Annotated in this window: 25 protein-coding genes and 1 pseudogene; 19 read left to right on the forward strand and 7 right to left on the reverse strand. The window is 33.0% G+C overall.

What is annotated here, in order from left to right; translation table 11 throughout:
- A partial coding sequence (locus ON07_RS03465; protein WP_010228234.1) for a PAS domain S-box protein occupies positions 1–1,250 on the reverse strand: 1,250 nt, incomplete at its 3' end.
- Positions 1,251–1,705: 455 nt separating this feature from the next.
- Positions 1,706–1,879 carry a hypothetical protein gene (locus ON07_RS16950; protein WP_155807125.1) on the reverse strand — a complete coding sequence of 58 codons (174 nt, stop codon included), beginning with the start codon at positions 1,877–1,879 and terminating at the stop codon, positions 1,706–1,708.
- Positions 1,880–1,906: 27 nt separating this feature from the next.
- Here ON07_RS16950 and ON07_RS16440 point away from each other — a divergent pair, with 27 nt between their 5' ends.
- From ON07_RS16440 to ON07_RS03490, 5 genes are all read left to right on the forward strand, one after another.
- Complete coding sequence (locus tag ON07_RS16440) at positions 1,907–2,080, forward strand: hypothetical protein (protein WP_155807126.1); 174 nt, start codon at positions 1,907–1,909, stop codon at positions 2,078–2,080.
- A gap of 3 nt (positions 2,081–2,083) precedes the next feature.
- The gene (locus ON07_RS03475) at positions 2,084–2,503 is read left to right on the forward strand and encodes a hypothetical protein (protein ID WP_010228235.1); all 420 of its coding nucleotides are present in this window, start codon (positions 2,084–2,086) and stop codon (positions 2,501–2,503) included.
- Positions 2,504–2,506: 3 nt separating this feature from the next.
- Entirely contained in the window at positions 2,507–3,127 is a 621-nt protein-coding gene (locus ON07_RS03480; RefSeq protein WP_010228236.1) for a class I SAM-dependent DNA methyltransferase, read from the forward strand.
- A 100-nt stretch (positions 3,128–3,227) separates the two neighbouring features.
- Positions 3,228–3,941, forward strand: coding sequence for a glycosyltransferase family 2 protein (locus ON07_RS03485; protein ID WP_010228237.1), 714 nt, complete (start codon positions 3,228–3,230; stop codon positions 3,939–3,941).
- A complete protein-coding gene (locus tag ON07_RS03490) occupies positions 3,938–4,570 on the forward strand; it encodes a lipid-A-disaccharide synthase N-terminal domain-containing protein (protein ID WP_010228238.1) in 633 nt (210 codons plus the stop codon). Before ON07_RS03485 ends, ON07_RS03490 begins: the two co-directional genes overlap by 4 nt.
- A 202-nt stretch (positions 4,571–4,772) precedes the next feature.
- Here ON07_RS03490 and rimK read toward each other — a convergent pair whose 3' ends face one another.
- The gene (gene rimK / locus ON07_RS03495) at positions 4,773–5,648 is read right to left on the reverse strand and encodes a 30S ribosomal protein S6--L-glutamate ligase (RefSeq protein WP_010228240.1); all 876 of its coding nucleotides are present in this window, start codon (positions 5,646–5,648) and stop codon (positions 4,773–4,775) included.
- 203 nt (positions 5,649–5,851) lie between these two features.
- Positions 5,852–6,274 carry a lipocalin family protein gene (locus ON07_RS03500; protein ID WP_010228242.1) on the reverse strand — a complete coding sequence of 141 codons (423 nt, stop codon included), beginning with the start codon at positions 6,272–6,274 and terminating at the stop codon, positions 5,852–5,854.
- 203 nt (positions 6,275–6,477) lie between these two features.
- Here ON07_RS03500 and ON07_RS03505 point away from each other — a divergent pair, with 203 nt between their 5' ends.
- Together ON07_RS03505 and ON07_RS03510 are read left to right on the forward strand one after the other, a co-directional pair.
- Entirely contained in the window at positions 6,478–7,053 is a 576-nt protein-coding gene (locus ON07_RS03505) for a pseudouridine synthase (RefSeq protein ID WP_010228244.1), read from the forward strand.
- A 135-nt stretch (positions 7,054–7,188) separates the two neighbouring features.
- Positions 7,189–9,462 (forward strand): M3 family metallopeptidase, encoded by a 2,274-nt coding sequence (locus ON07_RS03510; RefSeq protein ID WP_010228247.1) that lies wholly within the window; start codon positions 7,189–7,191, stop codon positions 9,460–9,462.
- Between the two features lie 78 nt (positions 9,463–9,540).
- Here the strand turns inward: ON07_RS03510 and ON07_RS03515 are convergent, their stop codons facing one another.
- From ON07_RS03515 to ON07_RS03525, 3 genes are all read right to left on the reverse strand, one after another.
- On the reverse strand, positions 9,541–9,762 hold the full coding sequence (locus ON07_RS03515; protein ID WP_010228248.1) for a hypothetical protein: 222 nt from the start codon (positions 9,760–9,762) through the stop codon (positions 9,541–9,543).
- A gap of 199 nt (positions 9,763–9,961) precedes the next feature.
- Positions 9,962–10,174 carry a hypothetical protein gene (locus ON07_RS03520; RefSeq protein ID WP_010228249.1) on the reverse strand — a complete coding sequence of 71 codons (213 nt, stop codon included), beginning with the start codon at positions 10,172–10,174 and terminating at the stop codon, positions 9,962–9,964.
- Positions 10,175–10,193: 19 nt separating this feature from the next.
- Positions 10,194–10,457, reverse strand: a complete 264-nt coding sequence (locus ON07_RS03525; RefSeq protein WP_010228251.1) for a zinc ribbon domain-containing protein — start codon at positions 10,455–10,457, stop codon at positions 10,194–10,196.
- 423 nt (positions 10,458–10,880) lie between these two features.
- On the opposite strand from ON07_RS03525, the gene ON07_RS03530 reads away from it, so the two are divergent.
- The 12 genes and pseudogenes from ON07_RS03530 to ON07_RS16965 all read left to right on the forward strand — a co-directional run bounded on the left by ON07_RS03530 (position 10,881) and on the right by ON07_RS16965 (position 21,929).
- Positions 10,881–11,897 (forward strand): cyclic nucleotide-binding domain-containing protein, encoded by a 1,017-nt coding sequence (locus tag ON07_RS03530; RefSeq protein ID WP_010228253.1) that lies wholly within the window; start codon positions 10,881–10,883, stop codon positions 11,895–11,897.
- Positions 11,898–12,360: 463 nt separating this feature from the next.
- The gene (locus ON07_RS03535) at positions 12,361–12,849 is read left to right on the forward strand and encodes an Hsp20/alpha crystallin family protein (RefSeq protein WP_029331408.1); all 489 of its coding nucleotides are present in this window, start codon (positions 12,361–12,363) and stop codon (positions 12,847–12,849) included.
- A gap of 144 nt (positions 12,850–12,993) precedes the next feature.
- On the forward strand, positions 12,994–13,848 hold the full coding sequence (locus ON07_RS03540) for a universal stress protein (protein ID WP_010228256.1): 855 nt from the start codon (positions 12,994–12,996) through the stop codon (positions 13,846–13,848).
- Between the two features lie 104 nt (positions 13,849–13,952).
- Positions 13,953–14,354 carry a hypothetical protein gene (locus ON07_RS03545; protein ID WP_010228258.1) on the forward strand — a complete coding sequence of 134 codons (402 nt, stop codon included), beginning with the start codon at positions 13,953–13,955 and terminating at the stop codon, positions 14,352–14,354.
- Between the two features lie 444 nt (positions 14,355–14,798).
- On the forward strand, positions 14,799–15,602 hold the full coding sequence (gene proC, locus ON07_RS03550) for a pyrroline-5-carboxylate reductase (RefSeq protein ID WP_010228260.1): 804 nt from the start codon (positions 14,799–14,801) through the stop codon (positions 15,600–15,602).
- Between the two features lie 33 nt (positions 15,603–15,635).
- Positions 15,636–16,406, forward strand: coding sequence for a glutamate 5-kinase (gene proB, locus ON07_RS03555; RefSeq protein WP_010228261.1), 771 nt, complete (start codon positions 15,636–15,638; stop codon positions 16,404–16,406).
- 50 nt (positions 16,407–16,456) lie between these two features.
- On the forward strand, positions 16,457–17,656 hold the full coding sequence (locus ON07_RS03560) for a glutamate-5-semialdehyde dehydrogenase (protein WP_010228269.1): 1,200 nt from the start codon (positions 16,457–16,459) through the stop codon (positions 17,654–17,656).
- Positions 17,657–17,806: 150 nt separating this feature from the next.
- Positions 17,807–19,685 (forward strand): annotated as a pseudogene (locus ON07_RS14410) (M61 family metallopeptidase).
- A 240-nt stretch (positions 19,686–19,925) separates the two neighbouring features.
- Complete coding sequence (locus tag ON07_RS16955) at positions 19,926–20,303, forward strand: cation:proton antiporter domain-containing protein (protein WP_237708849.1); 378 nt, start codon at positions 19,926–19,928, stop codon at positions 20,301–20,303.
- The gene (locus ON07_RS17375; RefSeq protein ID WP_262486212.1) at positions 20,236–20,796 is read left to right on the forward strand and encodes a cation:proton antiporter; all 561 of its coding nucleotides are present in this window, start codon (positions 20,236–20,238) and stop codon (positions 20,794–20,796) included. Before ON07_RS16955 ends, ON07_RS17375 begins: the two co-directional genes overlap by 68 nt.
- Entirely contained in the window at positions 20,714–21,301 is a 588-nt protein-coding gene (locus ON07_RS16960) for a cation:proton antiporter domain-containing protein (protein WP_237708850.1), read from the forward strand. The genes ON07_RS17375 and ON07_RS16960 overlap by 83 nt, the downstream gene beginning before the upstream one ends.
- Positions 21,302–21,308: 7 nt before the next feature.
- Entirely contained in the window at positions 21,309–21,929 is a 621-nt protein-coding gene (locus ON07_RS16965; RefSeq protein ID WP_237708853.1) for an NAD-binding protein, read from the forward strand.
- Positions 21,930–22,032 lie beyond the last annotated feature (103 nt).

Raw genomic sequence — 22,032 nt, forward strand, 5'->3', positions numbered from 1 at the left:
TTTTTAAATTGGCCGGCAGTTTCTTCAGCTTTCTTTTCTAAAAGTTTTCTCGATGAAATATCTTCTACCTGAGTAATTATTAAATCTTCGATTCCATTTTCACCACGAATAATAGAAGTATTAACGTCACACCAAATAATCTCATTTACCGCATTAAAAAACCGTAGCTGTAGTTTATAACTATTGATCTCACCGCTCAATAATTTTTCTCGATGAATACTGGCAGTCTCCAGATCATCTTTGTGAGTTAGATCTTTAAATGTTAGTTTCGAAATCCTTTCAGCATCTGCTTCCGTAAATCCAAAAATATTATAAGATGCCTCGTTGGCCATTAAAATCTTATTCTCAGAGCTAACGAGAACAATTCCTATAGGAGAATTATAAAAAATCTGCTGAAATCTGTCCTTATTCCGCTGAAATTCAATTTCCCTCTTTTTCTTACTATCTATATCTTGAAATGCGCCATAGACACGCACACATTCATTGTCTCTCATCTCGGGCTTTCCAAAAGCTCTCACCCAAATTTCGTTTCCTTTCGCTGTAACAAGTTGCAATTCTGTATCGAAGGAAGCTCCTTTTTCTACAGCAGTTTGAAAAAGCTCATTAATGCGCTCTCTGCTTTCACCTTCTTTATAAAAATTAATACTAGACTCTAAGGTGGGTGTATAATCTGGAGCAACTTCATGAATATCTTTAGTAACACTTGTCCAAGATAAGGACTGATCTTTTAAATTAATTTCCCATCCACCGGTACGGGTAAGTTTATTTGCTTCTTCAAAAACTTCGTTCAGCTTGTTTAATGATTCATTTTCTTCTAATAACTGATGAAGATGTTCCTCTCCTTTAGTAACATCCGTATAAATAATTAAAATGCGGGGTGTAGAAACCGAAGGTGCATTTATAATTTTTGCTTTCCCCTCAAAAAAAAGCACCTTATTCGATTTACTTTTGAATTTAAAAAAGGCCTCGAAGTTTATCTTAGGATTTGCACTTTCTCTTAAAAGATTAAACTCCGTTAGCCCGTCTGAATCTTCTAAAACATCGCCTAATTGGCTAAAACTGCTTTTTTCTTGATTCGTATAGCCCAGAGATTTCCAAAAAGAATCACTAACCCATAAATTCTCGGGATCATCTATATGCCCGTACCAAATACCATTTACAGTATTTTCACTTATCCATTGAAAGATCTTGGGGTCGGTTTTAAATAATTCGTGAAATTCTTCTTTCAAATTGGTATCAGAAATCGGCATAAATGTACTCGTTAGGGGTTTAATGTGGAATTGATTGAGTTTCAATTTAACACCCCAAAGTAGGCATTAACTTTCAAGTATCAAATAAAAAATTTCCACATGGCAATTTTACCGATAAATTGTGAAAAATTGTATCTATTATCGAATTAATGAAATGTTGCGTAAATTGATTTAAGAGAACTTCCTATGAATACAAGAATACAATATAAAAGTGTTTCATAGAATTTAAATATCTTTGATCCTTACTAAAAAATTAAAAATTCCCTAAAATTTTTATGATCAAAATATCTAAAGCTGTTTCATTATTAACTCTAGGGCTTTTACAGCTATTATTCTTGACAGCCATTTTTTTTTGACCTTCCCAATAACATCGCAAGTGTATCTTTTTATTCTATTACAGGACTTTTAATACCAGTTGGAATCTATACGACTGTGAAATCTATAAATAATAGAACTCACAATAATCTGTTGTTAATTTTATTTACAATTTTTGGTTCTATCGTAACATATGTTTTAGTTACTGAACTTAATACAGGAGCTGTAATTGCTTCAGCGCTTGTAGGCACTTTAGCTTCATTTATACCTACTATTCTTAAATCTAAGAAAGCGTTTACTAAGGAAATTCCCAAGGCAATCTATTGTGTTCATTTGTGGGTATGACCGCTACCTATATTTCACAAGGATATTTATTTATTTTCTTAGCGGGAATTGCTACCGGAATAATTTACATATTGTCCAAAAATATATTTATAGGTGTGGGTGGGAAACTTGGCACGATGGCATTTGGAGGGGTTGTAATTGCTTTTTTCCTGCTAATTTATAGTATCTAAATAATGGACAATTTATTTATAATTTTAACCGGAATCATTGCAGTAATAGCAACATTTTATGTTAGCACAAGACTAAATCAAGGCGCGGTAAGAGCATCTGCTGGCCTATCACTTACAGTTGCCCTATTCACGCTCATTTTTCCTGACTTATTTTCTAACTATTTACTAGTACATATACCTATTGTATTCTTAGGAGCTTCCTTTGTAGGTATGGTTTCCAAAGAATTAATTTCAAATTATTGGGTATTAGGCTTGGCCGGGCTTCTATTTTCTATGTTATATTTAAACACAGGAAGTTATTTTGAAGGTTTCGGAGGTGCTTTAGGAACAACAGCATCAATTTCTGTAGTATTGATTTTAGGATTGAAAACGTTCACAAAACTCACTAGAATTGGCCTTAGTAGCATCCAAAATAAAAACTAAAAAATGAGTGTTCAAAAAGCATATAATTCTTGGGCAGAGAGCTACGACGAAATGCTAAATAAGACCAGGGATTTGGAAGAAAAGGTTATTAGAGAAACCTTAGATGGATATTATAAATCTGTTGTCGAATTAGGCTGCGGAACCGGTAAAAACACGGCATGGCTGCTTCAAAAATGTGAATCTTTAATTGCAATGGATTTTTCTGAAGCAATGTTACTTAAGGCTCAAGAAAAAATTGAATCTAAAAAAGTCAGTTTTAAACAACAGGATCTAAATATAGATTGGGGATTACCTGAAGATTCTGTAGACCTCGTTAGTTGCAGTTTAGTGCTGGAACATATTAAAGATCTCGATGCAGTTTTCGCAAAAGCTTCTAAAATTTTAAAAACCGACGGACAATTCTATATTTCTGAGCTTCATCCTTTTAAACAATATTCGGGTAGTAAGGCCAGATTTGATGATGGTAATGGCATTCAAGAATTGGAAGTATATGTTCATCATATCACCGACTACACTGAGGCTGCCGCTAAAAACGGATTTAAATTGGTACAACTAAAAGAGTGGTTTGATGATGATAACAAAGAAAACATTCCAAGGCTGGTCTCTTTTTTATTTCAGAAGTGAGCTCATTACTCATTGAATTATAAAACAAGATCTTTATTTTGTTAAAATTGCTACATTTGCTTTATAGAATTTCCTAATCAGAATAGCCAATCTGCACTTAATGCCTGAAGCACTTACCGTAATTGTACCTCTTTTCAACGAAGAAGAAAACCTGAATCGAGTAGAAAAAGAACTTTCAGAATATATAAAAGTGGCACATGTTGCTACTCAAGTACTTTTTGTGAATGACGGTTCTAGCGATAATAGCCAACAAATAATTGAAGAAATCTGTGCTTCTAATCCAAATTTCAAATTTATTAGTTTCGAAAAAAACTATGGATTAAGTGCGGCAATTAAAGCAGGGTTCGATCATGTTGTTACTTCCTTAACCGGGTATATAGATTCCGATCTTCAAACAGATCCTATGGATTTTAACCTTTTGCTAGATCATCTTGAGGGATTCGACCTTGTAACGGGCTATCGAAACAATAGAAAAGACTCCTTTGTAAAAAACATGTCATCCACTATCGCCAATGGCATTCGTAGAACTTTTACACATGATGGCATGGATGATACTGGGTGTCCTTTAAAAATTATTAGAACAGATTATGCCAAGCGTATCCCAATGTTTAGAGGCTTACATCGATTTTTACCTGCTATGATTTTGCTTCAACACGGTAAGATTAAACAAGTGCCAATAAAACATTTTCCTAGAATGGCCGGCACCGCCCATTTTGGAGTGTGGAATAGGTTATTTGGCCCCTTAATAGATTGCTTCGCCTATGTTTGGATGAAAAAAAAATATATCAATTATACCGTAGCTAAAAAAGGATGAATTCTTGGCTAATTTATAGTGTCGGCTTTTTAGCGCAGTTACTCTTCTCCGGGCGTTCCGTATTTCAATGGGTGCTATCAGAAAAAAGCAAAAAAGTATTAACCCCTTCCTTGTTTTGGAAAATGAGTTTGGTGGCATCCTTTTTAATGTTCTTGTATGGATATCTAAGAAGCGATTTTGCTATTATGCTGGGGCAAACACTTATCTATTTCATTTATATTCGGAATCTTCAATTACAAGGAGAGTGGTCTAAAATTCATAAAGTCTTACGTGTTTTTTTATGGATATTCCCCTTAATTATTGTGATCCTTGGTTTCAATAATAATATTTACGACGCGGAAAGGTTATTCAGAAATGATGCTATTCCAGCATGGCTTTTAATTTTAGGAATTGTCTCTCAAGTGGTTTTTACACTAAGGTTTATCTATCAATGGATTTATTCTGAAAAACAAAAAGAGTCTTTATTACCTTTAGGATTTTGGCTATTAAGCCTAATAGGTTCTACCTTGATAATTATTTACGGAATATTTAGACTAGATCCCGTTCTCCTAGCAGGGCATTTGTTTGGGGTGGTAATGTATGCAAGGAACATGATAATCTTACGGAAGGAGTTAAGAGTTGATAATTAGAACCACTTTTTATAGTCATTGCAGAATTCTAGATTAAGACAAACTCTAATAAATTTAGAAAGTTTGAATTCTCATTTCAACATATAAATAGAGCCACTATAACGAAAAAAAATCTCCATCAAATAACTCTTCGAGCTATGTAATGGAGACTTTTACCCATAATTCCCAAAAAGAAAATTGGGTTATTTATTATTGAAAGAGGCTATTCGGCGTTTCTTTCTACATATTTTATAATTTGAAGTGCGATATTTTTACCAGTAGCTTTCTCTATTCCTTCTAAACCGGGAGAAGAATTTACCTCAAGAATTAAAGGCCCTCTAGCCGATTGCAGCATATCTACTCCAGCTACTCCAAGCCCCATTACGCGGGCTGCTTTAAGCGCTGCATTTTCTTCTTCATCTGTTAGTTCAATAATTTCAGCGGAACCACCTCTATGTAAATTAGATCTAAATTCTCCTTCTTTTCCCTGTCTCTTCATTGCTCCTACGACTACTCCATCTACAACAAACGCTCTTAAATCGGCACCTTTTGCTTCTTTAATAAATTCCTGAACGATTACTCTTGCTTGTAGGCCATTAAAAGCTTCTAAGATAGATTCAGCAGAATTTCTATTATCTGCTAGCACAACACCTAAACCTTGAGTTCCTTCCAGCAATTTAATCACCAAAGGGGCGCCACCAACCTTATCTATCACACTACTCACATCTTTAGAATAATTACTAAATACTGTTTTAGGCAAACCTAGACTTGCTCTGGAAAGTATTTGTAAACTTCTTAACTTATCACGAGATCTTACCAAAGCCTGAGATTCTGTAGCTGTAAATACTTTCATCATCTCAAATTGTCTTACCACTGCCGTTCCAAAAAACGTAACAGAAGCTCCAATTCTAGGAATTACGCCGTCTATATCTGTAAGTTCTTTTCCTTTATAAATAACGCTAGGTTTTTTCTTTTCAATCACTAAATCACACTTTGTATGATTTACAACGATCATTTCATGTCCTTTCTTTTCCCCTACCTCAACGAGTCTTCTTGTGGAATATAAATTTGGGTTTGAAGACAGAATTACTAATTTCATGTAATAAATTTTTAATTGGTTTGGTTCGTAGGGAAGGGAATTACATTGAAATAAAGCTTCCTGCAGAAAGGATTTTTTTTTAATGACTATAAGGTACAGTGCAAATAAACCAAAACTGAAACTATTAAAGTTAAACTTTCGATAAAAAAAAAAGAGTTGCTTACAATAAAGCAACTCTAATAATTATCTAAAAAAAATCTTATCTAATTTCTTTTTGCAAAAACTTCGGTATAATTACTACTATATCTAATAGAGAATTTCTTAAAATTATCTAGAAAAGTAAGGGTTAAATTCTGATCTGCACTACTTCCGTTAGGCGTTAGCTTAAATTGGTTTTCCCCTAAATTTTCCCATGTCCCATTTACAATAACCGCAACAGAGCAATTTGTAGATCCCTCTCCCGCAAACGTGGTTTTTGTATAGGTTCTAGCATTTGTAAATGCATATGTTATTTGTTCACCACAGGTTACATTCTCTACTAAATCCCCATTTTGTATATAATAATCAAGATCCCAAGTACCAAACAGACTTGTAGTTTCAATTGGCGGCGTAGAATCATCGTCTCCGGAACAAGAGGTGAAAAACAAAATTGGTAGTACAAGAAGTATTAAAAATGCTTTTTTCATAGTAACTATATTTTTAAGTAGTGAATCTTCATAAAATGAAATGGCTAATTTATTCCAATCAAATGAATTAGCAAGACTTATTTTTATAAATTGAAATAATGTTTGCGTGTAATAATAGCTTCTTCAAAAGTCATTCCCTATTCTAATTTACTTTTTTTGGGATAACATTTTTTGATATTTTTGAAATTAATAAAAATTACCACATGTCCCATCAACATTTCAAGATCTATAAACCTTACGGATATCTTAGCCAGTTTGTTTATAATCAGAACACCCGAAAAAACAAAAAATTATTAGGGGAATTGGGAGCGTTTCCGGAGGGCACTATGTCTATAGGTCGATTAGATGAAGATTCTGAAGGTTTATTACTTCTTACCACCGATGGAAAAATGAGTGAAACGGTAAGAAGCTCAAAGGTCGAAAAAGAATATTATGTACAAGTAGATGGTTTAGTAACTCCCGAGGCTATTAAAAGCTTGCAACAAGGTGTCGAAATTGGAATTAATGGTAAAAAATATCTTACGAAGCCTTGTAAAGTTAAAAGTTTAGATCAAATCCCGCAGTTTCCTGAAAGAGCTAAAAAGATTAGAGATGAACGTCACGGGCCAACCAGTTGGGTCTCTGTTACTTTAACCGAAGGTAAATTTAGGCAAGTAAAAAAAATGACCGCTGCCGTAGGATTTCCAACCCTTAGATTAGTACGCTACAGAATTGCTAATGAATTTTTAGCCGAAATGATTCCCGGAGAAACGCATGAAGTTGAAGGTTTTGAGCTTTAAAAGCTATTTGATTTTTTAAAAAAAAAATTTTAATTGTTAACACAAGGCTAAATCTTAAATCTTGATTAATTAAAATGGTTTTAATTAGTATCTTCCCTCTATCTTATTTTTAAGCCTATTAATTGAATAAAAATCATGAAAAAAACATTTTTAAATTATAAAAAATCAATTGGGTTGGTTGCAATTGCAGCCATGGGAATAGCTCCTATGATGCAAATTCAAGCCCAAGAGAATCCAAAAAACAAAATGGAAACTAAAGCAGATAAAAAATCAGAAAATATCCTATTATCCAAATGGACCGGGCCCTACAATGGTGTCCCTGCATTCGATAAAATGGAACTTTCCCAACTGCAACCGGCCATAGAAATGGGTATGGAAATGCATTTAAAGGAAATTCAAAAAATAGCAAATAATACCGAACCCGCCACTTTTGAGAACACCATAGTTGCAATGGAAAGATCTGGTAAAGCCTTAGACAGAGCTTTTACTTATTATGGAATTTGGAGCAGTAATGTTTCTTCACCTGAATTTAGAGAAATCCAACAAAAATTATCTCCAAAAATTTCAGGGTATTCCTCGAAGATTTCGCAGAATAAAAAATTATTCGAGCGCATAAAAACGGTTTATGACAACTCTCAAAAAAATCCTTTAGATGAAGATCAGCAAAGGGTGGTGCAACTAATCTATGAGAATTTTGCCATGGAAGGTGCTAATTTAGATGAAAAATCTAAAAAACGATATGCAGAAATAAATAAGGAGCTATCTAAACTATATACCAATTTCTCTAACAATGTGCTGCACGACGAAGAAAGCTATGTAACCTATTTGGAAAAGAATCAATTAGGAGGATTACCGGATTCTTTTGTAAAGGCTGCTGCTAAAGCTGCTACAGACAGAGGAAAAGAAGGGAAATATGCCATTACCAACACTCGTTCTTCTATGGATCCATTCTTAACCTATTCTGATGAGCGAAAGCTTCGTGAGAAAGTTTGGGAAACGTATTATTCAAGAGGAGATAATAATGATGAATACGATAACAACGAGTTAATTTCTCAAATTTTAAAACTTCGAAATGAGCGTGTCCAATTAATGGGTTATAAAAATTTTGCTGAATGGCGTTTGCAGAATAGAATGGCGAAAAATCCTGAAAATGCGATGCAACTTATGAACGCTGTTTGGCCTGCTGCACTTGCAAGAGTGGAACAAGAAGTGGCAGATATGCAAGCAGTTGCAGAAATGGAAGATCTGGATATCACTATAAAGCCTTGGGATTATAGATATTATGCTGAGAAAGTTAGAAAGCAGAAATACGATCTAGACTCCGATGAGGTTAAACAATACCTGCAATTAGATAATCTTACACAGGCCTTATTTTTTACCGCCGGAGAATTATTCAATTTTAATTTTAAACCGGTGGCAGAAGGTAGTGTTCCGGTTTTCCACGAAGATGTGAAGGTTTGGGATGTAACCGATAAAACTTCTGGTGAGCATATTGGACTTTGGTATTTAGATCCCTACGCAAGGCCGGGAAAAAGATCTGGAGCATGGGCTACTACGTATAGGAGTTACACCACATTCGATGGAAAAGAGACCGTTTTAGCTTCTAACAATTCTAATTTTGTAAAACCAGCACCTGGAGAACCGGCCCTAATATCTTGGGATGATGCTACCACTTTTTTCCATGAGTTTGGACATGCCTTGCACTTCTTATCGGCTAATGTTAAATATCCAACATTAAATGGTGGAGTTCGGGATTATACAGAATTTCAATCCCAGCTACTAGAACGCTGGTTATCTACAGATAAAGTAATCGATCAATTTTTACTACATCACGAAACAGGAGAGCCAATTCCTGCCGAATTGGTGCAAAAAATTAAAAACGCTGCTACTTTTAATCAGGGGTTTGGAACTACAGAATTTTTAGCTTCCGCACTAATGGATATGAAATATCATACCATAGATCCTTCCAATATAAATCCGAAGAATTTTGAAAAGAAAGCTTTAAAGGAATTGAATATGCCTGAGGAAATTGTGATGCGTCACCGTTCTCCACATTTTGGTCATGTTTTTTCCGGGGAAGGTTATGCAACCGGATACTATGGATATTTGTGGGCAGATGTTTTAACAGCAGATGCCGCTGAAGCTTTTGCAGAATCTCCCGGAGGTTTTTACGATAAGGATATGGCTGCCAAATTGGTAAAATATTTATTTGCCCCTAGAAACGCTATGGATCCTGCGGAAGCTTATAGACTATTTAGAGGAAGAGATGCAAAGATAGATGCGCTAATGAGAGACAGAGGTTTTCCTGTACCCGAAACTACTGAAACCAAAGAAGATCTTAACGAAGATAAAATGGAAGATGTAAATGAAGAAATGAAAGAAGATCAAGGGGATGGAAATCAGAATTAAGTAAACTCAATTCTTTAAAAATAAAAAAGCCCAAACTCTTAGAGTTTGGGCTTTTTGTATATTACAAAATAGCTATAATTAGTTTACAGCAGTTTCATTCATCGTTTCTTCCACTTCTACAGTTTCTTCGTTCAAAGTATCTATAGTTTCCTCCATTGGTGTTTCAATAACTTCTACAGGAGTTTCAACTTCTGTTTCGATTACTTGAACTTCTTCAGTTTTTTCAGCTGAATCTTCTTTACAAGAGGTAAAACTTAACACTAATGCGATAGCTGCAATAGTAAAAAATGATTTTTTCATTTTGAAAATTATTAATTGATTTAGTGCGCCAAATGTAATCGATTTTAGAATACAAAAATCAAAATAATAATTATTTAAAAAATATTTTAGAACCTCTCAACTATATGAAATTCAGAATATTACAATAAAAATTTCCTGAAACACAACTTTCATAATAAACCTACCAGATCTAAAAGATGTCATTCTACTTTAAAAAACCTCAATTCAAAAGATGGGTTTCTTTGTGGTGTGCTAAAAGTTGCTTCAAGCTTTCTAAATAATCATATAATACTTCAGAATTTATTTTTGGATGTTCTTTAAAAGGTAGTGTTAGGGTGTCTTCATCTAAAAACTTATAGATCTCGGGATATTTTGTTTCAATTTCCAAGGTGATTAAAGTAATCTCGTCTAATAATCTGTTGAATCTTTCCATAACGTTAAGGTTTAAAAAGTTACATAATGCTCATGTGCCAACGTTTTAAATAAGGTAGTTGTTTAATTACTTCTTGAGCTTCCTCCAACGTGATCTCATTATGCATCTCTGCCATTTCTATAAGTTTCACTTCCAATTTGTGAAGCGATAAGGAATGATCTGTAAATTCCCCATTATCAAAACAGTGTACACAGTATTCATCATTTTTGGTATTATCTCTATTAATTCCCATAAGTTCTTTAGCAAATGGCAATCCGCAACTCTGACAAATTAAAGGCTCCATAACTTGATTTTTTATGATTAGTCATTAATTAAAATTTACAACCTTAAAACTCCTTTAATTTAATGAAATCTTACTTCATATAAAATGAAATCGCTTCTAAATATTCTTAAAATTTCATTTAACACCAAAGTTAAACGATACGACATAATCATTTAATTATCAATTAATTATCAATTAATTATCAATTAATTAAATTAGTGTAGATCTTTTTATTTCCTACGTGTTTTTTAAATTTTCCATCGTATATTTACAACTCAAAACAGAGTTTTTTGCGCATCTTTGAAATTTTAAAAAATTGTCTTCAGGATCTACAAATTTCTTGTTCCAGTGCGATTACTCTTCACCCTATTTATATTATAATTTGAATTTTAATTGTAATTAAAATTCCACCCTTCATCCACTTTTTCAAAACTCAGAAAAAAGATGAAAAACATTCTTGTTATAGATACCGATGTGATACTCTCCAAAAGTTTAAAAACTTTTTTGGAAGCACATTCCTATGAAGTATCTGTAGCTCCAAACTTACAGGCAGTAGATAAGCTTATTTCACAGAAAAAAGTAGATGTAATGATTTATAATAAGTCCAATCCTAAGTTAAATGGATCCGACTCTTTATCGAATCTTAGGTCAAGCCAGTCCGCCAATAATTTTCCTGTCATTTTAATCTCAGATAATGGAAAAAAGAAGGACAATCAATTAAAATATTTTGACCAATTAGAGACACCACTTAATTATCATAGATTATTAAGATCTATCGAACAAAGTTTAAAAAAAAAACCACTAAAAAAATCTGAGGGCACTAATGAAATTGATATCTCATGTTTAAGTGAATTAAAAGAACATATTTTTAAAACTGAAGAAAAATCTTTTGTCTCTAAGGGTGAGACAATCTACAAACAACATAAAAATGCCACTTGCATTTATTTGATAGAAGAGGGATTGATAAAGACCTTTAGAATGGATGAATATGGAAAAGAATTAATTACTGGACTCTACAAAGATCTAGATCTCTTCGGTTTTTATTCTTTTAAAAACATCTCTATGTATCCTGAGACTGCAAAAGCATTGAAAGATTCTACGATTTTTAAATTCCCAATAAAATCGTTTCAAAAGATCCTTGGAAAGAACAATGATATCGCCATGGAGTTTGCCCAAATACTTTCAGACCATGTTAGCAGCCTAAAAATGCATATGTTAGACTTGGCCTATGCTTCGGTTTTAAAAAAAACAACAAATACCCTCCTTCATTTTGCTGAAAACGTTCTAAAAAATCCAACAGATAGTATAAATCTCTCAAGAAGTGATCTTGCAAGCGTTGCCGGAATTTCTACTGAAAGTTTAATTAGAAGCCTAGCCCAACTTAAGCAGAACAATCTAATTGCTGTAAACGGAAGAAATATTAAAGTTTTAGATCTTAAAAAGTTACACTATATAAAATGAAAGATTTCAGAGAAAATTCTAATCTAAACTATGCTGAAAATTCTAAAAATGTTAAAGTTGAGAAAGTTGATATTTATCATTTTTTATAGCAACTACATCCTTTAATTTAGTCTTCAATATTACTAAAGACAATTTAGTAGTAGCTTATTTAAAATTAATTTGGGGTAATTGATTTTATAGCGGTTTAATCAAAGAGAAGATGTCAAAGGCGATATTAGATTGAATACACATATATTACTTCGGTAAGATCACTGGTATTCTTGAAACGTCTAAATAACGCACTTAATATCTTCTAGGAAAGCAGGAAATTTATTTTCCTGCTTTCGTCTTTTTAAGTCCTAAAGCATTTAAAATTAACATATTATAAATTTTTGATTATGATTTTTATCATTTTTTTTGTTGAAATAAAGCAATAATTTCGGTACAGAAAATTTCAATTATTAATTTTTTAAACTTCAAAATTATGTCATTAATTAAAACAAACAAACGCCGACGATTTCCAATGCTTAGCCAATCCCTAATGCCACAGGATCCATTTTTTTCTGAAATGATGAGTCCAAGAAGAAGTCTATTTAATCTTAATAGATTGATAAATGCCGATTTTGATGATGGTTTTGATTTATTCCCTTCTTTAAATGTGCGAAATTTAGAAAATGAATTTGAAGTAGAATTAGCTGCTCCAGGTCTTTCTAAAGAAGATTTTAAAGTAACTATTGATAATGGAATCTTAAATATTTCTGCAGAAATTGAAGATAAGCAGGAAGAAAGAGATGAAACTTATATGCGAAAAGAATTTAGTTATCACTCTTTTTCTCGTTCCCTTACGCTACCGGAAACAGTAGACGAAAATAAGGATGTAAAAGCGCAGTATAAAGACGGTGTACTAAAACTTAAATTACACAAAATAGATGAGGCAAAATCCAAACCAGCCAAAACTATAAAAATTGCCTAAGACTTGTTTATAGCATCTGTGGCAAACGATCCTACAAAAGTAGGATCGTTTTTTTTACTATATCGAATCAAATTTATGTAGTTGATTTCGGTCATAGTTTTCCATTATAAATTCTCATAATTTTAACAATATAAAGCTAAGATCATGAGAAAAATTCTTGTTCCTACAGATTTTTCCAATAGTGCTTTAAACGCATTAAGATTCGCTTTGTCTCTTTTTAAAGATGATGCAACTACATTTTATTTATTAAATGCTTTTCAGCTTTATTATTTTACTACAGAGAGTCTTTTGGTTCCAGAGCCTGGAGAACCTGCCTACGACGAAGCAAAAGATGCCTCAGAAACTGGTCTAGACCATGTAGTAGATCAAATTGCAATTATTTCAGACAGTCGTTGTCACCAATTTCAAACAATTTCTTCTTACAATAATTTAATTAATGCAATTGATGAAACAGTTGAGAATTATAAAATAGAATTAATTGTAATGGGTACAAAAGGGAATAGTGATCCGGCAACAAGTTTATTTGGTAGCAATGCAGTAAGTGTAATAGAAAACATCAAAAAATGTCCATTGCTCATAATTCCGGAGCAAACTCCATATTTAACAAAGGCTTCAAAGGAAATCGTACTGGCTACCAATTATAAAACACCGTATAGATTAAAAGAAATTAGTTATCTAAAGGATATAGCCCAAAAATATGAAGCTGCAATTAGAATTCTTTATATCAAAGAGCACAAGCAAGTTAGCGATGAGCAATTGTCTAATAAGCATATATTGCAGGAATACTTAAAAGATGTGCCACATACCTTTCATACTTTAAATCATATTAAAGTTTTACAAGGAATTCGGTCTTTTATAGAAAGTAGAGAAAGTACCATGTTGGCTTTAGTAGATAAAAAACACAGTTTTCTTTACAATCTCTTCTCTAAATCTATTTTAAAAGAAATAGGTTACAAACCAAAAATTCCAATCCTCGTTTTACACGATTCAGAACTTTAAACTCAAAAGTAATTTGCTTGCTATTTTTTTTTTAAACTTATCTTTATGTAACATCTCATGTTGAACTTTTAAATTTTGCAATATGGCTACCTTAACTAAACAAAGTGGTTCTGCAAACGAAAAAAAATGTAGAGGAGCTTCTTGAGGACACTCGAGAATGGAATAAAAAACTTCAAATAAGTTCTGAAGAAATCAACTTTTTAAGTCAGTTCCTTTCAGCCGATATTTTTCAAAAAGATCTTCCAAATCTTTATGAAAATCTTTTCACTTTTTCTGATAGACTGACAGATTTAAGAACTGAAAAAGTAGAGCTTCGCCAGGCCGTTAGTAATCACAAGAATGACATTAATGGAATGTTGGAATGCGAAGACATTTCGTGTGAATCTTTTTATTACACACAACATGAAAAATTAGAAAAACGAATTGAAACCTTTCTTTCTAATTTCAATGAGTTTCAAACAGAGCTGTTTGTATTCTGCACGAATAAATTACGTATGACCAACTAATTACTTTTTAGTAACTGAAATTTCTTCACCTTTATCTGCCAATATTACCTTTATTGTCATAATGGCGTAAATCATATTTTATTAAATAATTCTCAGTCCCAAAGTGTTTTGAAGAATTTGTATTGAAGAATTATCACTAAACCCCTTAATTTATTAAAAATAAAATCGCTTTTAAAATGATGGGACTCAAGCCCTAATCATTCTTATATTCCTGAAAATCAAGTGTTTAATGTTTTATTTGTTTGTAAAATTTTTCAAATTTCTAAAAGTTACTGATTTACCTACTATTTCATTTGAATTTTCTAAATTCTATAATTCTTAATTTAATAACTTCAATCTATAATATTCTTCTTAATTCGAAGCCTAGTATGGTCTTTGCACCCTTCAATACTGAAAATCGCCCGAATTTAATTTTGGTGAAATCATTTAACAAAATACAAGAAAATGAGAATATTAGTTATTGGAGGAGGAAACATGGGATTAACATATGCTGAGGGTATGTCCACATCCTTTCTTTTGAACAGGCACAAATTGATGATTTACGATAAATCTGAAGAATTAATAGCTTCCTTAAGAGAACATTCCAACTTTAATGTATATGATAAAATTGAAGATTGCCTACCACAAGCAGATGTGGTTTTTATAGCAGTAAAACCTTTTCATTCTGAAGCCTTATTCAGCGAAATAAAACCTCTTATTAATAAAGAGCAAATATTTGTATCTATAATGGCAGGGGTTACTATAGAAACTATTCAAAATAGTTTGGATGTAAAAAAAGTTATTAGAGCGATGCCTAATTTACCTGCCCAAGTTGGGAAAGGAGTAACTTCTTATACAGAAGCTAAAGAAGTTTCCAGAATAGAACTTCTTATGGTTAGAAATTTATTAGATACCACCGGAGAATCTATTAGAGTGTCTAGTGAGAATTTTATAGATGCCTCAACAGGAATTTCGGGAAGTGGACCGGCTTATGTTTTTTATTTCATGCAATCTATGTTGGAAGCAGCATTAAAAATGGGCTTTTCTACCAACGATTCCAAAATCCTTGTTAGTAAAACTTTTGAAGGAGCAGTAGAGTTGTTTAATCAGTCGGACCTTTCTCCAAATACTTGGATGGAACGAGTGGCCTCTAAAGGTGGAACTACCAGAGCCGCATTAGATTCTATGGAAGATAACAATGTAAAAGAACTTATTAAAGATGCCGCATATGCAGCTTTCGACAGAGCTGTGGAGTTAGGTAATGAATAAAAATAATTGAACACGAATAGAAAGATCAATAAAATGAAGAAGAAAAGAATTGTTGTAAAAGTTGGTACGAATGTAATGACCAATAAAGACAACAGAATTTTAGGACCGGTATTGAAAAATCTCGTGGAGCAAATAGCTACCCTTTATGAAGAAGATATTATGGTAGTCTTGGTTTCTTCCGGTTCTGCAATTGCAGGAAAGGAAATTTTAGGAGAAATAAGTATTAAAGACGAATCTAAAAGAAGACAAGTTTATTCTTCTGTAGGACAACCTAGAATGATGCGTCATTATTACAGTATTTTTCACGATTACGGAATGCGTTGTGCACAAGTATTAGCTACAAAAAGGGACTTTAGTCCGGGAATGCATAGAGAGAATATGATTAACTGTTATGAATCGTTACTTTCTGAAGGTATTATACCAATTGCAAATGAAGACGATGCCGTTTCGGTTACGATGTCTATGTTTTCAGATAATGATGAGTTAGCAAGTTTAGTAGCTGAATTGATAAATGCCGATACTTTAATCATCCTTAGTGATACCGATGGCTTGTATGATGGGAACCCTCATGATGAAGATACCGTAAAGTTGAACAATGTACAGGTAGACGAAAATGTCGAGAAATATGTACAGGTATCAGACAAAGGTGAAGGTCAGGGTCGCGGAGGAATGGAATCTAAAATTAAGATTGCGAAAAACACCGCAGCCAAAAACATCCCTACTTACATTGCTAATGGGAAAAGAAAAAATGTGATTTTAGATATTGTAGCCGGTAAACAAATAGGAACCAAGTTTACAGTGTAAATCACTCAAATAGATAGACCAAAAATATAAACGTTTTAAAGAGAGATAATATGAAGTTGATAAAAACAGATATAAAAAATAATGTACTAAAATCTATGATCCGAATTTTGGACGCTAAGAGAGTACATATCATAGAAGCAAATAAAAAAGATCTTGAGGCCTTTGGTGAAAAAGAAGGCGCCATGTATGACCGTCTTATTGTAGATGATAAAAAGGTAGATGGAATGATTCAATCCATCAAAGAAGTGATGGCTCAGGAAGATCCTGTTGGAACTACCATTTCCCACCGAGTATTGGAAAGCGGACTGGATATTACCAATAAAACCGCCCCTTTTGGGAACATCCTTATTATCTATGAATCTAGACCAGACGTGACGATAGAAGCTGCAGTGCTTGCATTCAAAGCCAATAATAAGATTTATTTAAAAGGAGGAAAAGAGGCTATTAATAGTAATAAAATATTGGAAGAATGCTGGCATGAAGCATTAACTGAAAACGGACTGGAAACTAACTGGATCGAGTTATTACATCTAGATAGAAAGGAAACTCAGGAATTCCTAAAGAATCCACCAGTGCAATTAGACCTTATAGTTCCGCGTGGAGGGGAACGCCTGATAGGTTTTGTAAAAGAACATGCCACAGGTGCTGTTTTGGTTAGTGGTAGAGGAAATAATTTTTTATATGTTTCTGAAAATGCCGATTTTGAAACTGCCAAAAAAGTGATCTTAAATGCGAAGACCGATAAAATTTCCGGTTGTAACGCTTTAGATAAGGTATTGGTAGATCAAAATCTACCGGAATATGAATCCAAGTTAAAGGAACTTCAGAAATTATTGAAGGAAAATAATGTAGCGCTTCTTGTTGATAATAAGATTGCAGAAGTATTAAATTCCGAAGAAAAGCTACCAAATGAAGATACTTGGTATGAAGAATTTTTGGCAATGAAAATTGTTGTTGGAAATGCTGAAGGAATGGACATGGCTATAGAAAAGATCAATAAGTACTCGGGAGGACATTCTGCGGTAATTATTACCAAAGATAAAAGTGAAGCTATAGAATTCATGGAACAAGTAGATAGTGCTGCAGTTTACCATAATGCATCTACCCGCTTTACAGATGGCGGACAAATGGGTGTTGGAGCAGAACTTGCCATTAGTACAGACAAACTTCACCATAGAGGCCCACTTGGACTAAAGCAGTTGGTAACTAATAAGTATTATGTGTTAGGTGATGGACATATTAGAGAATAGATTACAAAGTCACTAGTAATAAGACAGGTGTTTAATTTAAAATTTAAACACCTGTCTTATGTTTTTATATAAATTTTCACATTTATTACAACTACAATGTTGTAACAAGCCATTAAGTTTACAGTCTAATAAAACGAAAAAACTTTATAAATGAAAAAAATACTGCTCTCCCTTACCCTATTTGCAGCCCTTGCTAGTTGTAAAACACCGCAAACAATTAATAAAACTTCTATAGATCGAACTGTTGTAAATCTAGATTTATTAAACATTAAAGATGATAAGGTAAAAGTTACCATAGATCCAGATAAATTTAGCACGCAAGATGTTACATTTCATCTTCCTAAAACAGTACCTGGCACCTATTCTATTGATAATTACGGAAGATTTATAGAAAATTTTAAAGCAATAGATTATTTAGGAGCAGAATTATTGGTGGTTAAGACTGATGAAAATTCTTGGAAGATCGAAAATGCAGAAAATCTGGATAAAATCACCTATCTAGTAAATGATACATTTGACATCGATGGTGAAAAAGGGGTTTTCTCTCCTACGGGAACTAACATCGATGTAAATAAAAATATTCTTTTAAACTTACATGGATTTGTTGGTTATTTTGATGGATTAAAGGAAAAACCATATCAGTTAATCGTAAATCGTCCTAACACTTTATTTGGTAGTACTTCTCTGAAACTTGCAGAAAGTGTGGATCTGGAAGAAATACCGAATTCAAAAAAGGATGTTTACCTAGCTCAGCGTTATTTCGATATCGTAGATAATCCTATTATGTATTCTATTCCAGATACAACTTATGTAAATGTAGAAGGTATCAAGGTATTATTATCTGTGTACTCTCCTAATAAAATACATACAGCTAAGAGTATAAAGCCACAAATTGAAACTATGATCGCTGCACAAAAGCGATTTCTAGGTAAAATTGATAATACCTCAAATTATTCGATACTTCTATATTTAGCAGATATTGAAAAATTGGACGCTAAAGGATTTGGAGCTTTAGAGCACCATACTTCTACTGTTGTGGTACTTCCAGAAACAATGCCTTTAGAAACTTTAAATGGTGCTATGACAGATGTAGTGTCACATGAATTCTTTCATATTCTTACTCCATTAAATGTGCATTCAGAAGAGATTCATTATTTCGATTACAGCAATCCAAAAATGTCTCAGCATCTATGGATGTATGAAGGAGTAACAGAATATTTCGCAAACTTATTTCAGGTAAATCAAGGCCTCATAGATAACCAAGATTTTTACAAGAGAATATCCTCACAAATAGAAGCGTCTAAAAACTACAATGATAGCCTCTCCTTTACTCATATGAGTAAAAATATTTTGGACGAGGCTTATAAAGATGAATATTATAATGTATACCAAAAAGGGGCATTAATTGGAATGGCCTTAGACATTAGACTTAGAGAACTAAGCAAAGGTGAAATGGGAATTTTGGACCTCATGAAAAAGTTAAGTGAGAAGTACGGAAAGAATACTCCTTTTAAGGATGAGCAATTAATTCCAACAATAGTATCACTCACCTATCCTGAAATAAAAACTTTTTTTTGACACGTATGTTACTGGAAATACCCCAATTCCTTACGATCAATTTTTAGCAAAAGTCGGGGTTACTTTCTCAATAGAAGAAACTCCAACCTCATTCTTTTTAGATGGAGAAGTGCCATATATCGATGGAAATCCGGAAAATATGGAATTGTTTTTTAGACAAGGAATAACTCTGAATTCATTCTTAACTCAATTAGGAGTGAAAAATGGGGATGTTATTAAAGAAGTAAACGGAACTGCATATACGATCCAAAATGTATACGATTTAGTTATGGGGTCTCAATCATGGAACGAAGGAGATGATATTACGATGCTGATAGAAAGAAATGATGAAGAAATTACACTTTCAGGGAAAATCACAGTACCTACTACTATGAGATCCGCAATAAAAGAGATGGATCTTCCTGCAACCGATGCGCGAGTAAAACTTAGAACTGCCTGGTTGAAAAATTAAAAACTTACTAATAAAATTAAAATCGGTTGTTTAATAAGTAACATTATTAATCAACCGAATTTTTTTTGGATTTTATTCATCGTTAAATATTTATAAAACAACTTCATTCCTTTCAATTTTAGTGTCTTGAAACTTACTCCAATTAAAAAATAAAAGTTTCGCAGACAAAAGGCATGAATTCTATTATTATTGAACTCCTATTTGTAAATTGGTTGCTAATTAAAATTCAATTTTAGCAGCATGGATATACCAATCCTCAAGGACATTGTAATAATTTTAGGCCTTTCAATTTTTATAATTCTTTTGTTTCAGAAAATAAAAGTACCATCGCTACTGGGTTTTCTTCTTGCAGGAATAATAGCGGGGCCTTATGCGTTCAACTTAATAAGCTCCCAACATGAAGTGGAGCTACTTTCTGAAATTGGTATCATATTTCTGCTTTTTATAATTGGGATTGAGCTCTCCTTAAAAGGACTAGCCGCCATAAAAAAAAACAATCATTATTGGAGGAGGAATCCAAGTTGGAGGTACAATTCTATTAACCGCATTTCTGGCAAATATTATAGGGATTCCTTTAAATACTGCGGTTTTCATAGGGTTTCTATTCTCATTAAGTAGTACCGCCATTGTTTTAAAAATATTACAGGAAAAAGGAGAGATTAGTTCTCCTCATGGAAGAATAACCGTTGCTATTTTGATATTTCAAGATATTATTGTAGTGCCTATGATGCTCCTTACCCCGTTATTAACCGGGCAGGATGAAAACATTTGGAACACTTTGGGAATTCTTCTTATTAAAATCATTGGAGTACTTATAATTATATACTTATTAGCAATTTATATTGTACCTAAAATTTTTCAATTGGTAGTGAGCACCAAAAACCAAGAATTATTTATTTTAACCACTATCGTATTTTGTTTTTCGGTGGCTTGGCTAACTTCCGCTATTGGACTCTCACTGGCATTGGGAGCTTTTTTCGCAGGTTTAATTATTTCTGAATCAGATTACAGTCATCAAGCCACAGCCAATGTATTACCGTTTCGAGAAATTTTCATCAGTTTCTTTTTTTATCTCTGTGGGATCTTTATTAGATCTAAATTTTGTTGCTGATAATTTCATCTATGTGATCTTACTTGCTATTGGGGTGATTCTTTTAAAAATGATCATCATTGGTATTACGGCATTAATTTTAAGATATCCTGCTAGAACGATATTCCTTACTGTTTTCTCAATATTTCAGGTGGGTGAATTTTCCCTATTATTATCTACAGTAGGTTTAGATAACGGTTTATTACCTACCAATATCTATCAGTATTTCTTGGCGATTTCAATAATCACAATGGCGCTTACGCCATTTTTAATGAATTATGCTCCAAATATTGCATATTTCCTATTGAAAATTCCAATCCCTAAGAATATTAGAAAACGTTTACATAGTTATCATAACCTTCAGCTTCAAGCACATTCTAATATTGAAGAACTTAAAGATCATTTGGTAATTATTGGTTACGGTATTAATGGAAAAAACATATCAAAAGCCGCGAAAAGCGCTAGCATTCCACATGTGATCGTAGATCTGGAACAAGAAGCATTTCAGGAGGCGAAAAAAAAATAATGAAACTATAGTTTTTGGAGATGCTACCAATCCTGTTATCTTAAAACATCTTCACATCCAAGAAGCGCGAGTGGCTGTAATTGCCATTTCCGATCCCGATGCTACCAAAAAGATCATTAAAGAAATTCGCAATTTATCGCAAACTGCATATATTATTGTAAGAACAAGGTATGTGAAGGAAATTGCCGAAAACATTAGATTAGGTGCAGACGATGTAATTCCGGAGGAATTTGAAACCTCTATTGAAATTTTCAGCAGGGTTTTAAGAAAATACCTGATTCCGCATAATGAGATCATGGAGTTTATAAATAATGTTCGATCTTCAGATTATGAAATGCTTACAACGCTTAAAGCAGGACCTCACACGCCTTCATATCAGCATTTAAATATTCCTAATAAGGAAATAGTTACGGTAAGTGTGCAGCAAGGAGCTAATGCAGTGGTGGAAAAAACTGTGATGGAATCTGGCATTAGCAAGAACTATGGAGTTACCATTTTAGCTATTAAAAGGAACAACCATTATATCACAGATATTACTCCAGACGCTGTTATTAAACAAGGGGATCTCCTTTATCTTTTTGGGGCTCCATCCAATATTAATCATCTCAATAAGGTACTGTCTGCATAATTTTCATATTAGTTTCTTTCTTTATTTAATTCGTATCGAATAACTATTAACGTATGTTGAAGAATTATGAGATGCTATTGCTAGTAAACTATTAAAAAGATAT

Source organism: Gillisia marina (genome assembly GCF_000258765.1).
In the GTDB taxonomy this organism is placed as follows: domain Bacteria; phylum Bacteroidota; class Bacteroidia; order Flavobacteriales; family Flavobacteriaceae; genus Gillisia; species Gillisia marina.